The following is an 18684-nucleotide window of genomic DNA, read 5'->3' as shown; positions in this document are numbered from 1 at the left end:
CATTAGTAGGAAGACGAGATGACTGAGAAAATTCTGTCTTACGCTAAGACTTGATTAATGGAGCGCCCAGTGAACCTTAAACAACAAGCAGCACTGGTTCCAGAACTGTCTTGCTCTGACTTTTCAGCCAACTTGGACTTTTACTTGCGAGTATTGGGTTTTGAAATCGCGTTCGAACGCCCTGAACGCAAGTTCGCCTACATTACCCTCGGACAAGCGCAAATCATGGTAAAACAGGCCAATGATTTCTGGAACACTGGAGAAATGCAAAAACCATATGGGCGTGGGATCAACTTTCAGATCAACGTCGAGAACGCTTCGGGTCTAGCGGAAAGAATTGAGGCCTTTGGGTTTCAGCTTTTCGAACAACTGGAAACATCATGGTATCGGATTGATCGGGTTGAACGTGGAGTGACGGAATTTTTAGTGCAAGACCCTGATGGGCATCTACTCAGATTCAGTCAATTACTCAGCGACAGGCCAGTAGCTTAGGCCTCAAACCACCCCTCCGCTACCCCCCACGCAAACCACCGGCTTCCACACCAAGGGTCACCTAACCCCCCAAAGACCAAAGCCCCGCAACATCACCCCTCACGCTCCCCCGCATCCGGCTTCACATTGAACACCGCCAGATACAGCGCCGGCACGAACAGCAGCGTCACAATCGTGCCCACGATAATCCCGCCCATCATCGCATAGGCCATCGGCCCCCAGAAAATCTGACGCGAGATCGGGATCAGCGCAAGGCTCGCCGCCGCCGCCGTCAGCAGGATGGGACGCGCCCGGCTGTCGCTGGCCTCGAACACCGCAGCCCACGCGGTCCGGCCCTTTTCGCGCAGCACTTCGATTTCATGCACCAGAATGATCGAATTGCGGATCAGAATACCGACCAGCGCCAGCACACCCAGAATCGCCACGAACCCCAGCGGCGCGCCCGACAGCAACAGCGCCGCCACCACACCGATTAGCCCCAGCGGTGCCGCGCACAGCACGACAAAGCTCAACCGGAAGCTTTGCATCTGGATCATCACCAGAACCAGCATCAGCATCAGCATCAGCGGCATGACCGACGCAATCGGCCCCTGGCTTTCTGCACTGGACTCAACCGACCCGCCGACAACCACCGCATAGCCAAAGGGCAGCTTGGCGCGGAATTCCGCAACCTGTGCGTCCAGCGCGTTGACCACGGTGGCGGGTTGGTCGTCGGTGGCAATGGCGCTCATCACGGTGACGGTCGGCATCCGGCCACGCTGGTACAGCACCGGCTGCTCGGTGTCATATTCGAACGTGGCCACCGATTGCAGCGGAATGCGCACGTTGTTCCCCGTGTTCAGTTGCAACTCGCGCAGGTCCTCGACCGACTGGCGCGCATCGTCATCACCCCGGGCGATGATGTCGATCAGATAGGCCTGATCGCGCAACTGCGTGACCCGCGCCCCCACATAGATCGCGTTCAGCGCCGCCGCGATGTCGGACGACGACACGCCCAACTGGCGCGCCTTGTCCTGCAACAGGTTCACCCGCACCACCCGCGCCGGTTCGTTCCAGTCCATGACCGTCCCTTGGGTGCGCGGATCGGACGACACCAGCGCCGCCAGTTCGCGGCCCAGATCACGCACGCGGTCAATGTCCGGCCCGCTCAGGCGGTACTGCACGGGGCGACCGACCGGCGGGCCAACCTCCAGCAGTTTGACAAAGACATCGGTGCCGGGAAAGGCGTCCAGGGAATAGGTCTCGATGTCACTGCGCAGGGCATCCCGCGCCGCGACCCCCGGCGTCTGGATCACGATCTGCGCGGTGTTCGGGGCGGGTGTCACCACGTCAAAGGCCAGAATAAACCGCGGCGCGCCACGTCCCACATAGGACGAATGGAACAGCACGTTGTCGTTGCCCTCCAGATGCGCCTCCATCTTCTCGACCTGCGCCTGCGTTTCGGCAATCGACGCGTTCTGCGGCAGGGTCATGTCGATGATCAGCTCGGGCCGGTCCGAACTGGGGAAAAACTGGTTCTCCACCGACCCCAGGCCCACAACCGACACGCCAAAGATCACCACCGTCGCCGCAATCGTCACCCAGCGAAACCGCATCGCCCCGCGCAGCACCTTGTGAAACGCGCCCCGCACGCGGCCCGGGCTGCCGTCGTGATGCTTCCATTTCGACGGCAGGAACGTGACCCCCAGCAGCGGCGCAAACAGCACCGCCACGATCCAACTGACCAGCAACGACACGGCAATCACCACGAACAGCGAAAAGGTAAACTCGCCCGCCGACGACGAATTCAACCCGATGGGAATAAAGCCCACGACGGTGACCAGCGTGCCCGACAGCATCGGAAAGGCAATCGACGTCCACGCATAAGACGCCGACTTGACCAGCGTCTCGCCCCGCTCCAGCCGCGAGATCATCGTCTCGATGGCGATCATCGCATCGTCCACCAACAGCCCCAGCGCAATGATCAGCGCGCCCAGCGAAATCCGTTGCAGGGTAAACCCAAGGTAGTTCAGGATCACGAAGGTGATCGCCAGAACCAGCGGAATGGTCAGCGCCACGACAAACCCCGCGCGCATCCCCAGGCTGACAAAGCTGACGGCCAGAACGATCAGCACCGCTTCGATCAGCGCCTGAATGAAATGGCCCACGGCCTCGTCCACCACATGCGGTTGGTCGGCGACCTGATGGATCTCGATCCCCACGGGCAGATCGGCCTGCGCCTGAGCGATGACCTTGTCCAGCGCGGCCCCGAAATCGACGATATTCGCCCCCGCGCGCATCCCCACGGCCAGGCCGATGGCCTCTTGCCCGTTGTAATGGAACAGCTCGGACGGCGGGTCCTCGTAACCACGGTGAATGTCCGCCACATCGGTCAGGCGGAAAAACCGCCCGTCGACCCGCAGGTTGATGTCGGCCAGGCTCTCGGCATCGGTAAACTGCCCACCGATCCGCACCATCACCCGCTCGGGGCCTGCGTTGATCACCCCGCTGGGCAGGATCGCGTTCTGTGCCGCCAGCGTGGCCTGCACCGCCTGCTGGTTCAGCCCCAGCGCCGCCAGCCGTTCGGTGGAATACTCCAGAAAGACAACCTCGTCGCGGGTGCCGAAAATCTCGATCTTGCCGGAATCGTCCAGCTGCTGAATGGCGCGCCGCGTCCGTTCGACATAATCGCGCACCTCGCGTGGGCTGAAGCCGTCCGATGTGAACGCATAGAGGTTGCCGAAAACGTCCCCGAAATCATCGTTGAAATTGAACCCCGAGAACCCTTCCGGGAAATCGCCCCGAATGTCGTTCATCATGTTGCGAACCTTCTGCCAGGTCTGCGTCAGCTTCTCGCCGCGCACCGTGTCCAGCAGGTTGACGTAAACGATGGCCTCGCCGGGGCGCGTGACCGACCGCGTGAAATCCAGCTCGGGCAGGTCTTCCAGCTTTTTCTCGATCCGGTCGGTGACTTGCAGGCGGGTTTCCTCGACATCGGCACCGGGCAGCGCTGTGGCAATCACCATCGTCTTGATGGCAAAGTTCGGGTCTTCCTCGCGGCCGATGGTGGTATAGGCCAGCGCACCCGCAACGATCGACACGATCATCAGGAACCACACAAAAGACCGGTGTTGCAGCGCCCAGTCGGACAGGTTGAAACGGTTCATTGGGACACGCTTGGGCCAACAGTCTGGCCCTCCTTCAAAGAGTGGATGCCTTTGGTGATAACCTCGTCACCGGCTGAAATTCCGCCCGTGACACGCACGCGCGGCCCGAACCGGTCGCCCAACTGCACCGGCGTGCGGTGAACTGTGCCGGTGGCACCATCTGCGCTGCGGCGCACGGTCCAGACGGCGGGCGACCCTTGCGCGTCCAGAATGGCGCTGCCGTCCAGAATAATGTCCAGACGCGCCATCGTGGCAGGGCTGATATGCACCAGCGCACCCAGCCGGAAGCCTTCTGGCGGGTCTTGCAAGGTCAGGTGCACGCGCCGGGTGCGCGTCGAGGCGGCGGCAACCGGATCAATCCGGCGCAGCGACGCCTGTGCCGTCACATTGGGGTTGGCGGCAAGGGCCACGTCGAACATCAACCCCTCGCTCAGGGCGGCCGCATCCCGTTCGATCACATCCAGCGTGATCTCGCGGCTTTCGGTGCCGGCCAGCACAACAACCGCCTGACCCGCCGTGACCGACGCACCGGCCTCGGCGTTGGTCTCGATGATAACCCCGTCCTGCGGTGCCGTCAGCGTGGCAAAGCCGCGAATGTCGCGGGCCTGCGCCAGCGCCGCGCGGGCCTGCTCGACCGTGGCAATGGCCGCCGTCAGCCCGCGTTCGGCATCCTCCAGCCGCGTGGCGCTGTCGGTGCCGCGGCTCAGCAATTCGCGGGCGCGGCTTTCGGCATCGCGGGCGGCACGCAACTGCGCGTTGGCCACCTGAACACCGGCCTCGGCGGCGCGCACGTCGGCGTCCAGATCTTCGGGGTCCAGCCGCGCCAGAACCGCGCCCTTGGTGACCAGATCGCCGGTCTCGACGGGACGCTCGGCCATCGTGCCCGCCAGCAGAAACCCAAGGTCGGTTTCCGTGCGCGCGCTGACCAGCCCGGCAAAACGGTTCTGATAGCCCGCGCGTTCATTCACCACCTGTGACACCACGGGGCGGGGCGTGTCCTGCACAAGGGCAAGCTCGTCATTGGCAAAGGCGGGTGCGGCCAACAGGGCCAGCACGCTCAAGACTAGGGGCATCCTCATTGGCTCTCTCCCGCCGCGCGCACAACCCGACCGGGGTACAGCAACTGTGCCCCCCGTGCGACGACCTGTTCGTTTTCCTCCAGCCCGTCCGACAGGATGATGCGGCCGGTCTCGTACCGCTCGACGGTGATCGCGCGCAGCGACACCGACATCGTGTCAGGATCGACCACCCAGACCGCAGGCCCGTCCACCGTGGCCGACATGGCAGTATAGGGCAGGGTGATGCGCGGCGCGTCCGTTACGGTGACCGTACCGCGAATGGCATCGCCATAGGTGATGAACGGATCGGTTTCCTTGATCGTGATCTTGACCGCCACCGTGCCCGCCGCCGCATCCACCAGCGGCGACACCTCGCGCAGCGTGCCGGTGAAATGTGTGTCGGGCCGGTCAATCAGAGACAGATCAATATCGTCGATGCTGCGCGGCGTGGCCATCAGAACCTCGGGCATGTCGAACACCGCGTCGATCTGCCGGCCCAACGCCAGCTCCAGCACCGGCTGTGCTGCACCCACCACCTGACCCGGCTCGGCCAGACGCTTGATCACGGTCGCCTTCGACGGCGCGGTCAGCGTGGTGTCGTCCAAGGCCCGTTGGGCGCGGTCCAGATCGGCGTTCGCCTGCGTCAGCGCACCCTCGGCAATGCGCAGGGCATCCTCGGCGCTGTCGCGGCTGATCCGCGTGGTGGCCCCGCGCTCCAGCAGTGTGTCCTGACGGTCCAGATCCTCGATGGCCTGCGTGTGGTTGGCCTGCGCCGTCGACAGACCGGCCTGCGCCGCGCGCAAGGCCTGCGCCTGTTGCACGCTGTCCATCTGCGCCAGCACCGCGCCCTTTTCCACATCGTCGCCTTCTTCCACCTGCATCTGCGCAATGCGCCCGCCCGACGGGAACGACGCCCGCAATGTGTCGCGCGCCACCACTTCGCCGGTCAGCGAAAAGGTCAGCGTTTGCGTGCTGCTTTTGGTGGTGAACAGCTCGACGGGCAGCGGCGCTTCGGCCTGTGCAAAAGGCGCGGCCAGCATCAGTGCTGCGCACATCGCCAGAGTGCGCACAGGGCGACCTTTCAAAGCGGACAGATTCACGGGTTCACCTCCCCAATACAGCTTTCGGCGGTCATAGTGTTCAACACCTTTTGCATCAGATTCACGAAAGTCTGGATTTCGTCTGCGTCCAGCCCGGTCAGGGTGCGAAACCCGTTGGTCGCCATTGCGTGCGCCTCAGCCTGCAAGGCATGGCCGGCCTCGGTGATCTCCAACAGCCAGGCACGGCGGTCATGGGGGTCGCGTTTGCGCTGCAACAATCCGTGCCCTTCCAGCCGGTCCGCCACAGCGGTCAGCGTGGATGGCAACACCTGAAGGTCATCGGCCAAGGCCCCCATGCGCTTGGGCTCGGTCAGGTGCATCAGCACCTTGATGTCGTGTCGCGACAGGCTCACCTGCGCCTCAAACTCCTGAACACGCGCCTCAAGGGCGGCGTTCAACATGCTGACGCTCATCGTCAGGAATATCTCGTTCGGCATTATCGGGCCTCTGATACGCTCCGGGGCGAGGGTGCGCCTCGTCATGGAATATATTTCAGAAACTGAACCTTTTTGAATGATAAGTAAATAGCCAGACCCGCCGACAGCCCAAAAATGATCTGCCGACGGGCCGTTTTTTCAGCCACTGCTTACTAACCGCGCAATGCGTGGTGCAGGATCACCGGCACCGCCAGATCTTCCTCGTCGCCCAGATGGCGTTGCAAAAAGGCACGGATGGCGCTGGTTTGCGTCTCCAGCACGCCCGCTTCCTCATGCGCGGCCCGCACGTCCAGTTGCACCAGCTTGATCACACGGCTGCCGGTGCGGGCGAAACTGTCCAACACCTGATCCAGCGCTTCGTGGTCCTTTTCGAGAATCTCCAACCCCGCATCAAAACGCGGGTCCGCCGCCGACAGTTCGGGAAAAAACGTGCGGTCCTCGAAATGGTGGTGCCCGTGCAGGTTCTGCACCAGCGCCGTGCCGTAACGGCCCAGATGGTCGGCAAAATCGTCGGGATCAACGCTGTGATCCAAAAAGCCCGCGGTCTGGTCGTGCAGGTGGTCCGACAGCACCCGAAACTTCTCGTGCGCACGCATCCACTGGCGGGTGGACTTGGCGAAATGCGGGTTGGCGTCCCAGCCATCGCGGGGATAGTCGCGCAGCAGCGCGCCCATGTCTGCGGGCATATCTGTGGTGCGGATCGGGATAAGATCGGTCATGGCGGTCTCCTTTCCCGACATCAGATAGGCAGGGCAGGCCCGGGTTTGATCTGCGCAATAACGCACAGACACAGGGATAATGGCGCACCTTGGTGCAGGCGACCTGCGGCCATAGGGACACGGAAACAATCTGTCTTGGCCAAATCGAACAATCGGGCGTTTTCACCGGCGGCGGCTTTGGCGTACAGATCAGACACGCCGTGGGGGCAGAAACGACGGGACAGACCCATGTTCAAATTCGCAACTGCGGCGCTGATCGCGCTGTTGCCCCTTGGCGCTCAGGCGCAAGACCTCACGCGGCTGGGCTACGGCTATCTGCTGACCAATGACTTTATCGGCGACGGTCAGGACCGCTGGCGCACCGGCTCGATTGCCTCGTCGCGGGTCTGGGGCAGGGACTGGACCGGCGCGCGGCCCGCAGGTTTTGGCGACCTGATCGAACTGCGTCTGGGCGCCGAAATCATCGCCCCCGACAATCTCGAAGCCCCCGATCCCGCAGACCGCCCCTATGCCGGTGCGCTGTCGGTGGGCCTGCACAGCCACTTCCAGAACCGCGGCCTCGACCTCAGCGTCGGCGGCGATCTGGTCTTTGTCGGCCCGTCCACGGGCCTCGACGGGTTCCACGATGCCGTGCACAGCGCCGTGGGCGGCCCCGACCTCTCGGACGCCGCGCGCGACGGCCAGATCGGCAATGGCGTCTATCCCACCGTGGTGGTCGAGGCAGGGCGCAGCTTTGCACTGGGCGACAGCGTGCTGCGCCCCTTTGTCGAAGGACGGGCGGGCGCCGAAACCATGGTGCGTGCGGGCTTTGACATGCGCTGGGGCGGGCTGGAACAGGGCAGCCTGCTGGTGCGCGATCCGGTCAGCGGCCAGCAATACCGCGCCATCGACGGCGGAGCGGCGGGCACGGGCTTTGTTCTGGGCGCGGACGTGGCCCATGTGGCCGACAGCGTGTTTCTGCCCTCAGACCGCGGCTATGACCTGCGCGACACCCGCGTGCGGGCCCGCGCGGGCGTCGAATGGCGCAACGACACCGGCGGCGGCGTGTTCTACGGCCTCAGCTATCTGGGCGAGGAATTCGAAGGGCAGGGCGAAGGCCAGTTCGTCGGCAGCTTTCGCGCCCACTTCCGGTTCTAAGTGAGGTTGATCCTGCAACAGTCTGCAACTCAACGAAAATAAACCCTATGCGGAACGAATCAGTTTTGGTAACCTGTCCTCAATAAAAAACGAAGAGGCAGGCAAGCAGGCAATGGGAACGGGCTTTCGTGGCACGTTTGTCATCTCCTGGTCGCAAACAGAAATAGACGGTCTTGAGGCCGCTCCGATGCAGTCCCTCAACGTAGGGGCGGCGTGGTCATGGTATGGCGATCCCGTGCGCGTGGATGGGCCGTCGGATATTTTGCGACTGGACGGTGCAGACGGTTCAGAGAATCTGCGCAAGCGGGCGGCACGTATGGTGCATCGGCTCGTGGGCGCAGCTTTGGATTACACACCAGCAGACAAGGTCGCGTGGGACGATGCCGCGCCGCTTCTGGACAGCAGTTTTGTTGTCACGGACGGCGCCCGCACGTTCACCGTCACGCTGATCGAAGTGGGACGCGGGGCGCAGCCGCTGCTGATGTTCCTCAACGACATTCCCCCGCGCAACTCTGACCTGTGGGTGGTGCACCACACGCTGGGCGCCAACCGCGGCAACCCCACAGGGCGCGACGCGGGCGGGGTCATCTGCTTTACCCCCGGCACCCGCATCAAAACACCCGACGGCGCGCGCCTGATCGAAGACCTGCGCGAAGGCGATCTGGTCCAGACCAAGGACAGCGGCGCGCAGCCCATCGAATGGGTCGGCAGCCGACCCATGACCGGCGCACGCTTGTTTGCAATGCCGCACATGCGCCCCATCCGCATCCGTGCGGGCGCCTTGGGCGTCGACCGCCCGGACGATTCCCTGCTGGTCTCGCCCGAACACCGGATGCTGGTGCAGGGCGACGTGGCACAGGCGCTGTTCAACACCGCCGAAGTGCTGGTCGCCGCCAAGGACCTGATCAACGGGCGCACCATCACCGTGGATTTGCAGGTGCCGAAAACCACCTACGTGCACCTGATGCTGCCCAGCCACGAAATCCTGTGGGCCAATGGGGTTGAGACAGAAAGCTTCCACCCCGCCAACACGGCCCTGACCACGCTGGCGTCGGAGGACCGCAAGCGGCTCTTGGAACGGTTCCCCGATCTGGACTACGACCCGCACATCTATGGCCGCTTTGCACGGCGCAACCTGTCCGCCTCAGAAGCGGCCATCTTGCGGCACGCGGCCTAGGCCGGGGGCGCTGCCCCCTGTCCCCCCGGGATATTTACCGGCCAAAAGAAGGGCTCAGTTGAACCCCGGGGTGCCTGCGTCATCGGGGCTGCGGGCAAGGTGCTTGGCCTTGATCGCCTGCGATGTGTCGCGGCTGCCGTCGTGGCTGTAGCCGGGGGCGGCAAAGGCGTATTTCAGGCGCTGCGAAACGGTCAGGCCGGGTTGGGTCACATCACGCCAGATGCCGATCCATTCGTGAAAGGCCACGCGCAGCGGGTTGAACGTGCCCAGGTTCTGCACCAGCCCATAGTCGGGCCGATCGCTGTCCAGCTCGGGCACGAAGGTGCCGAACATCCTGTCCCAGACGATGAAAACACCGGCATAATTCGCATCCAGATAGCGCGCATTGCGCCCGTGGTGCACGCGGTGGTGGCTGGGGGTGTTCATCACCGCCTCGACCCAGCGGGGCAGGCGGGTGATCGCTTCGGTGTGGATCCAGAACTGGTAGATCAGGTTCAAACCGCCCACGAACAGCACCATCGCAGGGTGAAACCCCAACAGGATCAGCGGCGCACGCACGATCATCATGAAGGTGAATGTGCCCGTCCACGTCTGCCGCAGCGCCGTGGTCAGGTTGTAGTGCTGCGACGAATGGTGGTTCACATGGCTGGCCCAGACCCAGCGGATGCGGTGGCCGAACCGGTGCACCCAGTAATAGCGCAGATCGTCCAGCACAAAGCACAGGACGATCACCCACAGGCTGTTGCCCAGATCCAGCGGCGTCAGCGCCCAAAGCCACATGAAGAACCCATAAGCCACAAACCCCAGTAGAATCCCCGAGGCCACATTCCCCGCCCCCATCAGCAACGAGGTCAGCGCGTCGCGCGTCTCGTACCGGCCGCCGCGCCCCTTGATCACGATCCAGGCCAGCTCGACCGCGATGGCCACGATAAAGAAGGGCACCGCCAGCTGGACGACATCGGGATAGGTCATGTGGGCTCTCCTGTCAGGGCGGCGCGCCATGTCTGGCGTTCGGTGTCTGTCAGCCGCAGGGTGATGCGCGGGGCCGCAGGGTCACGCAGGCGCACCCGCAACCCCTGCGCCGTGTCGGTCAACCGCGGCGCCACCAGACGGCGTGCCGTGGTGTCGGCCCCCACCGCCCAGACCAGCCCCGCGCCCTGCGCCGTCTGGACCAACGCGGCACGCCCCGAGGCGGCCACGGTGATGCGCGCAGGCACTGCGTCGGGATATTCCCGCAACCAACCCGCCCGCGCGCGGGCCTCGGTCAGCGGCGGAATGCGCGACAGGCCCAGCAGGTGCAGCACCAGCGCAATGCCGGCAATCCCGCCCGCAACAAGGATCAGCAAAACAGACAAAGGCACCGCCGCGGCCCTCCCTTGCCCGTTGGTTGCAGGCATATCAGCGGGTGCAGGGGCGGTGCGTCAAGGCCGGCGTCGGGTCAACCGGACCCTGAAGGCGTCTGGCGCCTGACGGTATGCTCGGGGATGTGGTCCGGGATCGTGTCGCGGATCAGGTCATGCGCTTGCGGCGAAAGCTTCAGGAACGCCACGGCCTCATCCAGATCACGAAAGGCAGATGCCGTGATGAACTGTCCTTCGCCCAGCAGCGTCACGAACATGCGCCCCATCCCGAACCCCAGATCGTCCGGCGCCAGCAGCGCAATCCGCAGCATTATCCCGATCTGTTGGCGTCGCGCTTTCAGCGTTTCCGCCAACAGGATCATTTCAGAGCGGGACAATTCGTTTGTTTCGGTGCCGCGAAAGTCCTGCAAGACGCGAAACGTGGGATCGTAGCCCGGCGCGTTCAGCGCCATGTCCCGCGCGCCGTCCGCCCCGGATTGTGTCAGGCGACCCCAATAGCGCAGCCAGATCAGCCGGTGTTCAGGTAGGATAAGACATTGGATCGGCACTGGGGAAACTCGTCACAGACTTTACAAAACCAACCTTACCATAAGTTGTGAAACCGTACAGACGTCAACCGGGCTTTCCAAGTTACCTTGCGGCCTTCGCCTAATTTCCGGGCAGGGCCTGTCCGGTCAGCTCGGCGATGATCGCGCGGGCGCTGTCCGAATCCCACTCGGCATCACCGCGCAAACGGGCGACCTCTTGGCCCTCGGGGTCGATGATCACCGTGATCGGCAGCCCGAAAATGCCCATCTGGCTGGCCACCGCCTGTTTGGGGTCCTGATGGCGCGGCAGGTTGTCGACGTTGATTTCATCAAAGAATTTCTTGATGCCCTCGGGCGAATTGCGCCCCGCAGCCAGCGTCAGCACCTCGAAGTCATCGCCGCCGAATTCGGTCTGCAGCGCGGACAGCATCGGCATTTCCTTGCGGCAGGGCGCGCACCACGTCGCCCAGAAGTTCAGCAAAACCCATTTGCCGCGATGGTCCTCCAGCGTCGCCGTGCCGCCGCCATCTTCCAACTGGAAGGCCGCCGAGGACGTGGCCTGGGGCGAATCATGAAACACCAGCTTTTTCATCGACCCGTCGCGCAAGGCCGCTGCGGCCTGCACATCGGCCATGGCAGCGTTTGCACCCAAGGCAAGGGCCGTATACACCAGCGCAGCACAGAGTTTCTTCATATTCCCTCCAAAGGTCCAAACCATGACAGACAAGACTGCAAACACCATGTGGGGCGGCCGCTTTGCCGCCGGACCGGACGCGATCATGGAGGCGATCAACGCCTCGATCGGGTTCGACCAGCGGATGGCGGCGCAGGACATTGCAGGCTCGCGCGCCCATGCCGCGATGCTGGGTGCGGTGGGCATCATCAGTCCTAACGATGCCGACACCATTCGGGAAGGGCTGCTCACGGTCTTGTCAGAGATCGAAGGCGGCACTTTCCGGTTTTCCACCGCCCTCGAAGACATCCACATGAACGTCGAGGCGCGCCTGAAAGAGGTGATCGGCGAACCGGCGGGCCGTCTGCACACCGGCCGCAGCCGCAACGATCAGGTGGCGACCGATTTCAAACTGTGGGTCCGCGACCAGTTCGACGCCGCCGAAAGCGGCCTTCTGGCGCTGATCGACGCGCTGCTGGCACAGGCCGAGGCGGGGGCCGACTGGGTCATGCCCGGCTTTACCCACCTGCAAACCGCACAGCCCGTCACATGGGGCCACCACATGATGGCCTACGTCGAAATGCTGGGCCGCGACCTTAGCCGTGTGCGCGATGCCCGCGCGCGCATGAACGAAAGCCCGCTGGGCGCGGCAGCCCTGGCCGGCACGTCCTTTCCGATTGACCGCGACATGACGGCACAGGCGCTGGGCTTTGACCGGCCTGCCGCCAACTCGCTGGATGCGGTCAGCGACCGTGACTTTGCGCTGGAATTCCTTGGCGTCGCCAGCATCTGCGCCATGCACCTCAGCCGCTTTGCCGAAGAGCTGGTGATCTGGTCCTCGGCCCAGTTCCGCTTTGTCACCCTGTCCGACCGGTTCAGCACCGGCTCGTCCATCATGCCGCAAAAGAAAAACCCCGACGCCGCCGAGCTGATCCGCGCCAAGGTGGGCCGGATCATGGGCGCCAACGTCGGCCTGATGATGGTGATGAAAGGGCTGCCGCTGGCCTATTCCAAGGACATGCAGGAAGACAAGGAACAGGTCTTCGACGCCGCCGACAACTGGATGCTGGCACTGGCCGCGATGGAAGGCATGGTGCGCGACATGACCGCCAACCGCGACAGCCTCGCCGCTGCCGCAGGGGCGGGGTTCAGCACCGCCACCGATCTGGCCGACTGGCTGGTGCGGGTGCTGGGCATGCCCTTCCGCGACGCCCACCACGTCACCGGTTCGCTGGTCGCCATGGCCGAGGCCAAGGGCTGCGATCTGCCCGACCTCAGCCTGTCGGACATGCAGTCGGTGCACGGCGACATCACGGATGCGGTATTCGATGTGCTGGGGGTGCAAAATTCGGTAAATTCGCGTATGTCTTACGGCGGTACGGCCCCCGCGCAGGTGCGCGCACAGGCCAAACGCTGGCGCGAGGTTTTGAAATGATCCGAACTGTGGCTGCTTTGTCGCTCATGGCCCTTGCGGCCTGCGGTGCCGATGGCGAACCGGTGCAACCGACGATGAACGCAGGCGTCAGCCTTGGCACATCCGGTGTCGGCACCCACGTGGGGCTGGGCCTGCGCAAGGGGCCCTTGTCGCTGGGGTATCGGGTGAAATGATGCGGATCATGGCATTCCTGACCGTGGTTGCCGCGCTGGCCGCCTGCGACCCCGGCGCACCGTCTGAGGGGGCACAGCGCGCCCCCAACGACCGCCAGCAACCTTCGGTGACCGAACCGGGCCTGCATGTGTCCGGCTTTGCCACGGTCGGCGTGGTGAAAACCTTCTGATGTCGCCGCTGCGTATCGCATATCTGGCGCTGGCCATCTGGGGGGCAATGCACCCGATGTACTGGTTCCTCGCGTGGTTCCGGGAAAACGGCTACAGCCTTGGCCTGATGGTCGACGCATGGCACGCCAACGCGGCCTCCAGCGGACTGGTCTGGGATCTGACGATCGCCGCCATCGCCCTGACGCTCTGGATCTGCGCCGAGGTCCGCGTGCGCCGCAACTGGATCGCCCTGCTGGCCATCCCCGCGACGTTCTGCATCGGGGTCAGCTGCGGGCTGCCACTGTACCTGTTCCTGCGCACGCGACCGGTGACCTGAGGGGCAGAAGCGACCACCCTCCAAGCCGCGCATCGACGGGCCGAGGTGCGGCGATCCAACCTTGGTCCCTGCCACTTAATAGCAGCCAAACACATCCCACCGATCTGTTCCGCGCAACAGAAACCAAATCGCCGTGCCGTGGGGCGGCCCGTCATGTCGAAGACATGCCTTGGGCATGATGCGCGGCGGCCTGCGGCCTTGTCCCGCACGAGGACAGGCGAAATTGCCCTTCGTCGCAGAAACCTCAAACGCCAACCCCATCCACCCAAGCCCGGAATCAAGGTGCAAAGCACCGCCGGGCAGCGCCCGACCGCCCCATGGGCGGGCGCTTCCTCACCGTCTTGCACCTCTTCACCCACACGCCAAAGCGGTGAAATAAAGTGGCATGAACCAAGGTATCGGCGCCCACCCGCGGTCGGGCGCTGCCCTTTGTGGAAAGGTTCGACTGCCAAACCCCACATCTCTAGCCCACCACACACAAACCACGATTGATCCCGCCCCCGCGCTGGATTAAGCGTCAGCCATGGATCATTTTCTTTACCGCGATGGCGTCCTGCACGCCGAAGACGTCCCCGTGGCCGACATTGCCGCCGCCGTGGGCACGCCGTTCTACGTCTATTCCACCGCCACCCTGCTGCGCCACTTCCGCCTGTTCGACGAGGCACTCGATGGCATGGACCACCTGGTCTGCTACGCCATGAAAGCCGCCAGCAATCAGGCGATCCTGAAAACGCTGGGCGATGCGGGCGCGGGCATGGACGTGGTCTCGGGCGGCGAATACCGCCGTGCGCGCGCCGCAGGCATCCCCGGCGACCGCATCGTGTTCAGCGGCGTCGGCAAGACCGCCGACGAAATCCGCACCGCGCTTGCGGGTGGCATTCGCCAGTTCAACGTCGAATCCGAACCGGAAATGGAAGCGCTCAGCGCCATCGCCACCAGCATGGGCAAAGTGGCCCCGATCACCATCCGCGTGAACCCGGATGTCGACGCGAAAACCCACGCCAAGATCGCCACCGGCAAATCCGAAAACAAATTCGGCATCCCCATCGCCCGCGCCCGCGCCGTCTATGCCCACGCCGCCAGCCTTGCGGGGCTCGACGTGATCGGCATCGACGTGCACATCGGCAGCCAGCTCACCGATCTGGCCCCCTTCGAGGCCGCCTATCAAAAGGTCGCGGACCTGACCGAACAGTTGCGCGCCGACGGCCACAACATCCGCCGTCTGGATCTGGGCGGCGGCCTTGGCATCCCCTACGAGCGCACCAATGCCGCACCGCCCCTGCCCACAGACTACGGCGCCATGGTCAAACGCACGCTGGGCCACCTGAACTGCGAGATCGAGATTGAACCGGGCCGGCTGATCGCGGGCAACGCGGGCCTGATGGTCAGCAAGGTGATCTATGTGAAATCCGGCGAAGGCCGCGATTTCCTGATCCTCGACGGCGCCATGAACGACCTGATCCGCCCCGCGATGTACGACGCCTACCACGACATCGTGCCGGTGATCGAACCGGCACCGGCCACCGAACAGCAACCCTATGACATCGTGGGCCCCGTCTGCGAATCCGGCGACACCTTTGCCAAGCAGCGGATGATGCCGCCACTGGCCGCCGATGACCTTGTGGCCTTCCGCAGCGCCGGTGCTTACGGCGCGGTTATGAGCAGTGAATACAATTCGCGCCCCCTGATCCCCGAAGTTCTGGTGAAAGGCGATCAATTCGCGGTTATCCGCCGACGTCCGACCTTTGACGAAATGATAAACCGCGATACGATCCCCGAATGGGTGTGACGTGACCGCGTGACGCCCTATGTCATACCCAAGTATGAGGTAACGTCGACACATGGCCAATTCATCCCGACCTGACGCGCCTGCGGGCTTGCGCGCCCTGCGTTGGCCCTTGCGGCTGACGTGGGCGGGGATGCTGGCCGAAAACCTGTCGCGCGCGCTGTGGCCCTTGCTGGCCGTTGTTTTCGTCGTGCTGGCGATGCTGATGCTGGGCCTGCAAGACATCGTGATGATCGAAGTCGTCTGGAGCGTGGCCGTCCTCAGCACCCTCGCGGGCCTTGGCGCGCTGGTCTACGCCTTCCGGCAGTTCCGCCTGCCGACGCGGGCACAGGCACTGGCGCGGCTGGATGCCAGCCTGCCGGGGCGTCCCATTCAGGCGCTGCTGGACGATCAGGCCATCGGCCACGGCGATGCGGCCTCGGCGGCGGTCTGGGCCGCGCACCAGAAACGCATGGCCACCCGCGCGGCGCAGGCCCGCGCCGTTCCGGGTGATTTGCGCGTGGCCCGCTTCGATCCCTTCGCGCTGCGCTACGTCGCCCTGCTGGCCTTTGTCATGGCGCTGCTCTTCGGGTCGATCTGGCGCGTCGGCTCGGTGGCTGACATGACACCGGGCGGCGGCGGGCTGGCCACCGGCCCCGTGTGGGAAGGCTGGGCCGAAAGCCCGCGTTACACCGGATTGCCCACGATCTACCTCAACGACATCCCCGAGGGGCCGCTGAAACTGCCCGTCGGCAGCCTGATCACCCTCCGTCTCTATGGCGAGGTCGGCGCGCTGACCCTGTCCGAGACCGTCTCGGGCCGCGTCGGCGACGTCCCACCCGCCTCGGGGGCGGCCCATGACTTTACCGTGGCCCAGAACGGCAGCATCACGGTGAACGGCCCCGGCGGGCGCACATGGCAGGTCGCCGTGGTGCCCGACGCCGCCCCGCAGGTGCAAATCCTCGACGACCCCACCAGCGCCGCACTGGGTGAAACCACCTTGCCCTTCGCCGCCAGCGACGACTACGGCGTCGAGGCAGGCGAGGTGCGCATCGCGCTGGACCTCTCCCGCGCCAACCGCACCTACGGGCTGACCCCGGACCCCGAGGACCGCCCTGAAATCATCGTGCCCCTGCCCATGCCCATCGCCGGCGACCGCAGCAACTTCGAAGAAAACTTTGTCGAGGATTTCTCGGAACACCCCTGGGCCAACCTGCCGGTGACCATCACCCTCAGCGTGCTGGACGCCGCCGAACAGCAAACCCAATCGGACCCGCGCGAAATCACCTTGCCCGGCCGCCGCTTCTTTGACCCGCTCGCCGCCGCCATCATCGAAATGCGCCGCGACCTGCTGTGGAACCGCACCAACGCCACCCGCAGCGCCCAAATCCTGCGCGCCGTCAGCTACAAACCTGACGAAATGTTCCGCAAGGAAACCCAGTACCTGCAACTGCGCCAGGCGATCCGCAAGATGGAAACGCTGGCCCACTACGGCATCAACGACGAACAGCAACAGGCGCTGGCCGACGACCTGTGGGATCTGGCGGTCGAGCTGGAAGAGGGCGATCTGGCCGACGCACTGGACCGGATGCGGCAGGCACAGGAACGGCTGGAACAGGCCATGCGCGAAGGCGCCTCCGAGGCCGAGATTGCCGAGCTGATGAACGAACTGCGCCGCGCCACCGAGGATTACCTGAAACAACTGGGCCAGCAGGCACAGCGCGAGGCCCAAGAAAACGGCGGCCAGCAGCCCGACCAGCAGGACGGCATGCAGATGACGCAGGACGACCTGCAAAAGATGATGGACCGCATTCAGGAGCTGATGGAGCAGGGCCGCATGGCCGAGGCCGAAGAGGCGCTCAAAGAGCTTCAGGAAATGATGGAGAACATGCGCGTCACTCAAGGGCAGGGCCAGAACGGCCAAAGCCCCGGCGAACAGGCGATGGAAGGGCTCTCCGAAACCCTGCGCGATCAACAGGGCCTCAGCGACGAGGCATTCCGCGACCTGCAAGAACAGTTCAACCCCAACGCCCAGGCCGGCGAAAGCCAGGGCAACCAGGGCCGCAGCGGCGGTCAGGGCCGGGGCCAGGAACACAGCCAGGGTGAAGGCGGCGAAGGCAACGAAGGTCAGGGCAGCGAAGGCCAGGGCAGCGAAGGCGCGCAAAACGGCGACCAACAAAGCGACGGCCAAAGCGGCGGATCACTGGCCGACCGCCAACAGGCCCTGCGCGATGAACTCAGCCGCCAACAGGGCAACATGCCCGGCGCCGGCACCCCCGAAGGCGACGCCGCCCGCGAGGCACTCGACCGCGCCGGCCGCGCCATGGACGGCGCCGAAGAGGCGCTGCGCAACGGCGACAACGCCGGCGCCATCGACAATCAGGCGCAAGCCATGGAGGCCCTGCGCGAAGGCATGCGCGCCTTGGGCGAGGCGATGACCCAGGAAGAACGCGAACGCCAGCCGGGGCAGGGCACCGCGCAAGGCGACCAACGCGCCGAGGCACAGGACCCGCTGGGCCGAACCCCCGGCGCCAACGGCGGCACCGGCACCGACGAGGGGCTGCTGCAAGGCGAAGACGTCTACCGCCGCGCCCGCGAACTGCTCGACGAAATCCGCCGCCGCTCGGCCCAGGGCGAACGCCCGCAGGTCGAACTGGACTACCTGGAGCGCCTGCTGGACCGGTTCTGACGGGGGGGGGGCGGCTGGCCGACATCCCAACTGTCCGCAACGAAACACCAAGCCGCGCATCGACGGGCCGAGGTGCGGCGATCCAACCTCAGTCCCTGCCACTTAATGGCAGCCAAACACCTCCCACCGACCTGTTCCGCGCAACAGAAACCAAATCGCCGTGCCGTGGGGCGGCCCGGCGATGCGCGGCGGCCTGCGGCCTTGTCCCGCGCTTGGGGATATGCGGAGATGGCTGTACCTGCTGTTCGTGGTGTTCTGCATAGAGGATCTGTTGGTGGATAGCTCTGCTGCTCGACCAGCTCATGGTT

General features: G+C 64.5%; 18 protein-coding genes. 9 read left to right on the top strand and 9 right to left on the bottom strand.

All coding sequences use genetic code 11. The features are described from left to right. Positions 1 to 69: 69 nt before the first annotated feature. Positions 70 to 492, top strand: coding sequence for a VOC family protein (locus AAC077_RS18440; RefSeq protein ID WP_339772820.1), 423 nt, complete (start codon positions 70 to 72; stop codon positions 490 to 492). Between the two features lie 92 nt (positions 493 to 584). Here AAC077_RS18440 and AAC077_RS18435 read toward each other — a convergent pair whose 3' ends face one another. The 5 genes from AAC077_RS18435 to AAC077_RS18415 all read right to left on the bottom strand — a co-directional run bounded on the left by AAC077_RS18435 (position 585) and on the right by AAC077_RS18415 (position 6952). Further along, the gene (locus tag AAC077_RS18435; protein ID WP_339772817.1) at positions 585 to 3638 is read right to left on the bottom strand and encodes an efflux RND transporter permease subunit; all 3054 of its coding nucleotides are present in this window, start codon (positions 3636 to 3638) and stop codon (positions 585 to 587) included. After that, a complete protein-coding gene (locus AAC077_RS18430) occupies positions 3635 to 4717 on the bottom strand; it encodes an efflux RND transporter periplasmic adaptor subunit (protein WP_339772814.1) in 1083 nt (360 codons plus the stop codon). The genes AAC077_RS18435 and AAC077_RS18430 overlap by 4 nt, the downstream gene beginning before the upstream one ends. Further along, positions 4714 to 5751: an efflux RND transporter periplasmic adaptor subunit gene (locus AAC077_RS18425; protein ID WP_339772811.1), complete on the bottom strand. Its 1038-nt coding sequence runs from the start codon at positions 5749 to 5751 to the stop codon at positions 4714 to 4716. Before AAC077_RS18425 ends, AAC077_RS18430 begins: the two co-directional genes overlap by 4 nt. 41 nt (positions 5752 to 5792) lie before the next feature. Beyond that, positions 5793 to 6233, bottom strand: a complete 441-nt coding sequence (locus AAC077_RS18420) for a MarR family transcriptional regulator (protein ID WP_339772808.1) — start codon at positions 6231 to 6233, stop codon at positions 5793 to 5795. 152 nt (positions 6234 to 6385) lie between these two features. After that, complete coding sequence (locus AAC077_RS18415; RefSeq protein WP_339772805.1) at positions 6386 to 6952, bottom strand: hemerythrin domain-containing protein; 567 nt, start codon at positions 6950 to 6952, stop codon at positions 6386 to 6388. A 228-nt stretch (positions 6953 to 7180) separates the two neighbouring features. Between AAC077_RS18415 and AAC077_RS18410 the strand changes: the two genes are divergently transcribed. Next, complete coding sequence (locus AAC077_RS18410) at positions 7181 to 8089, top strand: lipid A-modifier LpxR family protein (RefSeq protein ID WP_339772803.1); 909 nt, start codon at positions 7181 to 7183, stop codon at positions 8087 to 8089. Between the two features lie 112 nt (positions 8090 to 8201). Next, on the top strand, positions 8202 to 9266 hold the full coding sequence (locus AAC077_RS18405; RefSeq protein ID WP_339772800.1) for a Hint domain-containing protein: 1065 nt from the start codon (positions 8202 to 8204) through the stop codon (positions 9264 to 9266). Positions 9267 to 9320: 54 nt separating this feature from the next. Here AAC077_RS18405 and AAC077_RS18400 read toward each other — a convergent pair whose 3' ends face one another. The 4 genes from AAC077_RS18400 to AAC077_RS18385 form a co-directional block, all read right to left on the bottom strand. Continuing rightward, complete coding sequence (locus AAC077_RS18400) at positions 9321 to 10238, bottom strand: sterol desaturase family protein (RefSeq protein ID WP_339772797.1); 918 nt, start codon at positions 10236 to 10238, stop codon at positions 9321 to 9323. Beyond that, on the bottom strand, positions 10235 to 10627 hold the full coding sequence (locus AAC077_RS18395; RefSeq protein ID WP_339772793.1) for a hypothetical protein: 393 nt from the start codon (positions 10625 to 10627) through the stop codon (positions 10235 to 10237). Before AAC077_RS18395 ends, AAC077_RS18400 begins: the two co-directional genes overlap by 4 nt. Positions 10628 to 10704: 77 nt before the next feature. Then, entirely contained in the window at positions 10705 to 11175 is a 471-nt protein-coding gene (locus AAC077_RS18390) for a hypothetical protein (protein ID WP_339772790.1), read from the bottom strand. A 100-nt stretch (positions 11176 to 11275) separates the two neighbouring features. Next, positions 11276 to 11848: a TlpA disulfide reductase family protein gene (locus tag AAC077_RS18385; RefSeq protein WP_339772787.1), complete on the bottom strand. Its 573-nt coding sequence runs from the start codon at positions 11846 to 11848 to the stop codon at positions 11276 to 11278. 22 nt (positions 11849 to 11870) lie between these two features. Here AAC077_RS18385 and argH point away from each other — a divergent pair, with 22 nt between their 5' ends. From argH to AAC077_RS18355, 6 genes are all read left to right on the top strand, one after another. Beyond that, positions 11871 to 13262 (top strand): argininosuccinate lyase, encoded by a 1392-nt coding sequence (argH, locus tag AAC077_RS18380; RefSeq protein WP_339772785.1) that lies wholly within the window; start codon positions 11871 to 11873, stop codon positions 13260 to 13262. A gap of 26 nt (positions 13263 to 13288) precedes the next feature. Continuing rightward, entirely contained in the window at positions 13289 to 13435 is a 147-nt protein-coding gene (locus tag AAC077_RS18375; protein ID WP_339772783.1) for an argininosuccinate lyase, read from the top strand. A gap of 8 nt (positions 13436 to 13443) precedes the next feature. Beyond that, on the top strand, positions 13444 to 13605 hold the full coding sequence (locus AAC077_RS18370; protein ID WP_339772780.1) for a hypothetical protein: 162 nt from the start codon (positions 13444 to 13446) through the stop codon (positions 13603 to 13605). Continuing rightward, positions 13605 to 13922 (top strand): DUF2834 domain-containing protein, encoded by a 318-nt coding sequence (locus AAC077_RS18365; protein WP_339772777.1) that lies wholly within the window; start codon positions 13605 to 13607, stop codon positions 13920 to 13922. Before AAC077_RS18370 ends, AAC077_RS18365 begins: the two co-directional genes overlap by 1 nt. Positions 13923 to 14445: 523 nt before the next feature. Next, positions 14446 to 15711, top strand: a complete 1266-nt coding sequence (gene lysA, locus AAC077_RS18360; protein WP_339772774.1) for a diaminopimelate decarboxylase — start codon at positions 14446 to 14448, stop codon at positions 15709 to 15711. A 52-nt stretch (positions 15712 to 15763) separates the two neighbouring features. Then, positions 15764 to 18376, top strand: a complete 2613-nt coding sequence (locus AAC077_RS18355) for a TIGR02302 family protein (RefSeq protein ID WP_339772771.1) — start codon at positions 15764 to 15766, stop codon at positions 18374 to 18376. Positions 18377 to 18684: the final 308 nt, after the last annotated feature.

It is taken from the genome of uncultured Pseudosulfitobacter sp. (assembly GCF_963976325.1).
GTDB lineage: Bacteria > Pseudomonadota > Alphaproteobacteria > Rhodobacterales > Rhodobacteraceae > Pseudosulfitobacter.
Note: the sequence above shows the minus strand (reverse complement) of the source record. Positions and strands in the feature narration are given on the sequence as shown.

Bases quoted from the DNA above. Each gene is read 5' to 3' on its own strand.
- AAC077_RS18385 (WP_339772787.1), bottom strand. From the start codon at position 11,848: ATGAAGAAACTCTGTGCTGCGCTGGTGTATACGGCCCTTGCCTTGGGT.
- AAC077_RS18410 (WP_339772803.1), top strand. From the start codon at position 7,181: ATGTTCAAATTCGCAACTGCGGCGCTGATCGCGCTGTTGCCCCTTGGC.
- AAC077_RS18405 (WP_339772800.1), top strand. From the start codon at position 8,202: ATGGGAACGGGCTTTCGTGGCACGTTTGTCATCTCCTGGTCGCAAACA.
- AAC077_RS18430 (WP_339772814.1), bottom strand. From the start codon at position 4,717: ATGAGGATGCCCCTAGTCTTGAGCGTGCTGGCCCTGTTGGCCGCACCC.
- AAC077_RS18400 (WP_339772797.1), bottom strand. From the start codon at position 10,238: ATGACCTATCCCGATGTCGTCCAGCTGGCGGTGCCCTTCTTTATCGTG.
- AAC077_RS18415 (WP_339772805.1), bottom strand. From the start codon at position 6,952: ATGACCGATCTTATCCCGATCCGCACCACAGATATGCCCGCAGACATG.
- AAC077_RS18420 (WP_339772808.1), bottom strand. From the start codon at position 6,233: ATGCCGAACGAGATATTCCTGACGATGAGCGTCAGCATGTTGAACGCC.
- AAC077_RS18370 (WP_339772780.1), top strand. From the start codon at position 13,444: ATGGCATTCCTGACCGTGGTTGCCGCGCTGGCCGCCTGCGACCCCGGC.
- AAC077_RS18365 (WP_339772777.1), top strand. From the start codon at position 13,605: ATGTCGCCGCTGCGTATCGCATATCTGGCGCTGGCCATCTGGGGGGCA.
- AAC077_RS18435 (WP_339772817.1), bottom strand. From the start codon at position 3,638: ATGAACCGTTTCAACCTGTCCGACTGGGCGCTGCAACACCGGTCTTTT.
- lysA (WP_339772774.1), top strand. From the start codon at position 14,446: ATGGATCATTTTCTTTACCGCGATGGCGTCCTGCACGCCGAAGACGTC.
- AAC077_RS18355 (WP_339772771.1), top strand. From the start codon at position 15,764: ATGGCCAATTCATCCCGACCTGACGCGCCTGCGGGCTTGCGCGCCCTG.
- AAC077_RS18375 (WP_339772783.1), top strand. From the start codon at position 13,289: ATGGCCCTTGCGGCCTGCGGTGCCGATGGCGAACCGGTGCAACCGACG.
- AAC077_RS18425 (WP_339772811.1), bottom strand. From the start codon at position 5,751: ATGTGCGCAGCACTGATGCTGGCCGCGCCTTTTGCACAGGCCGAAGCG.
- argH (WP_339772785.1), top strand. From the start codon at position 11,871: ATGACAGACAAGACTGCAAACACCATGTGGGGCGGCCGCTTTGCCGCC.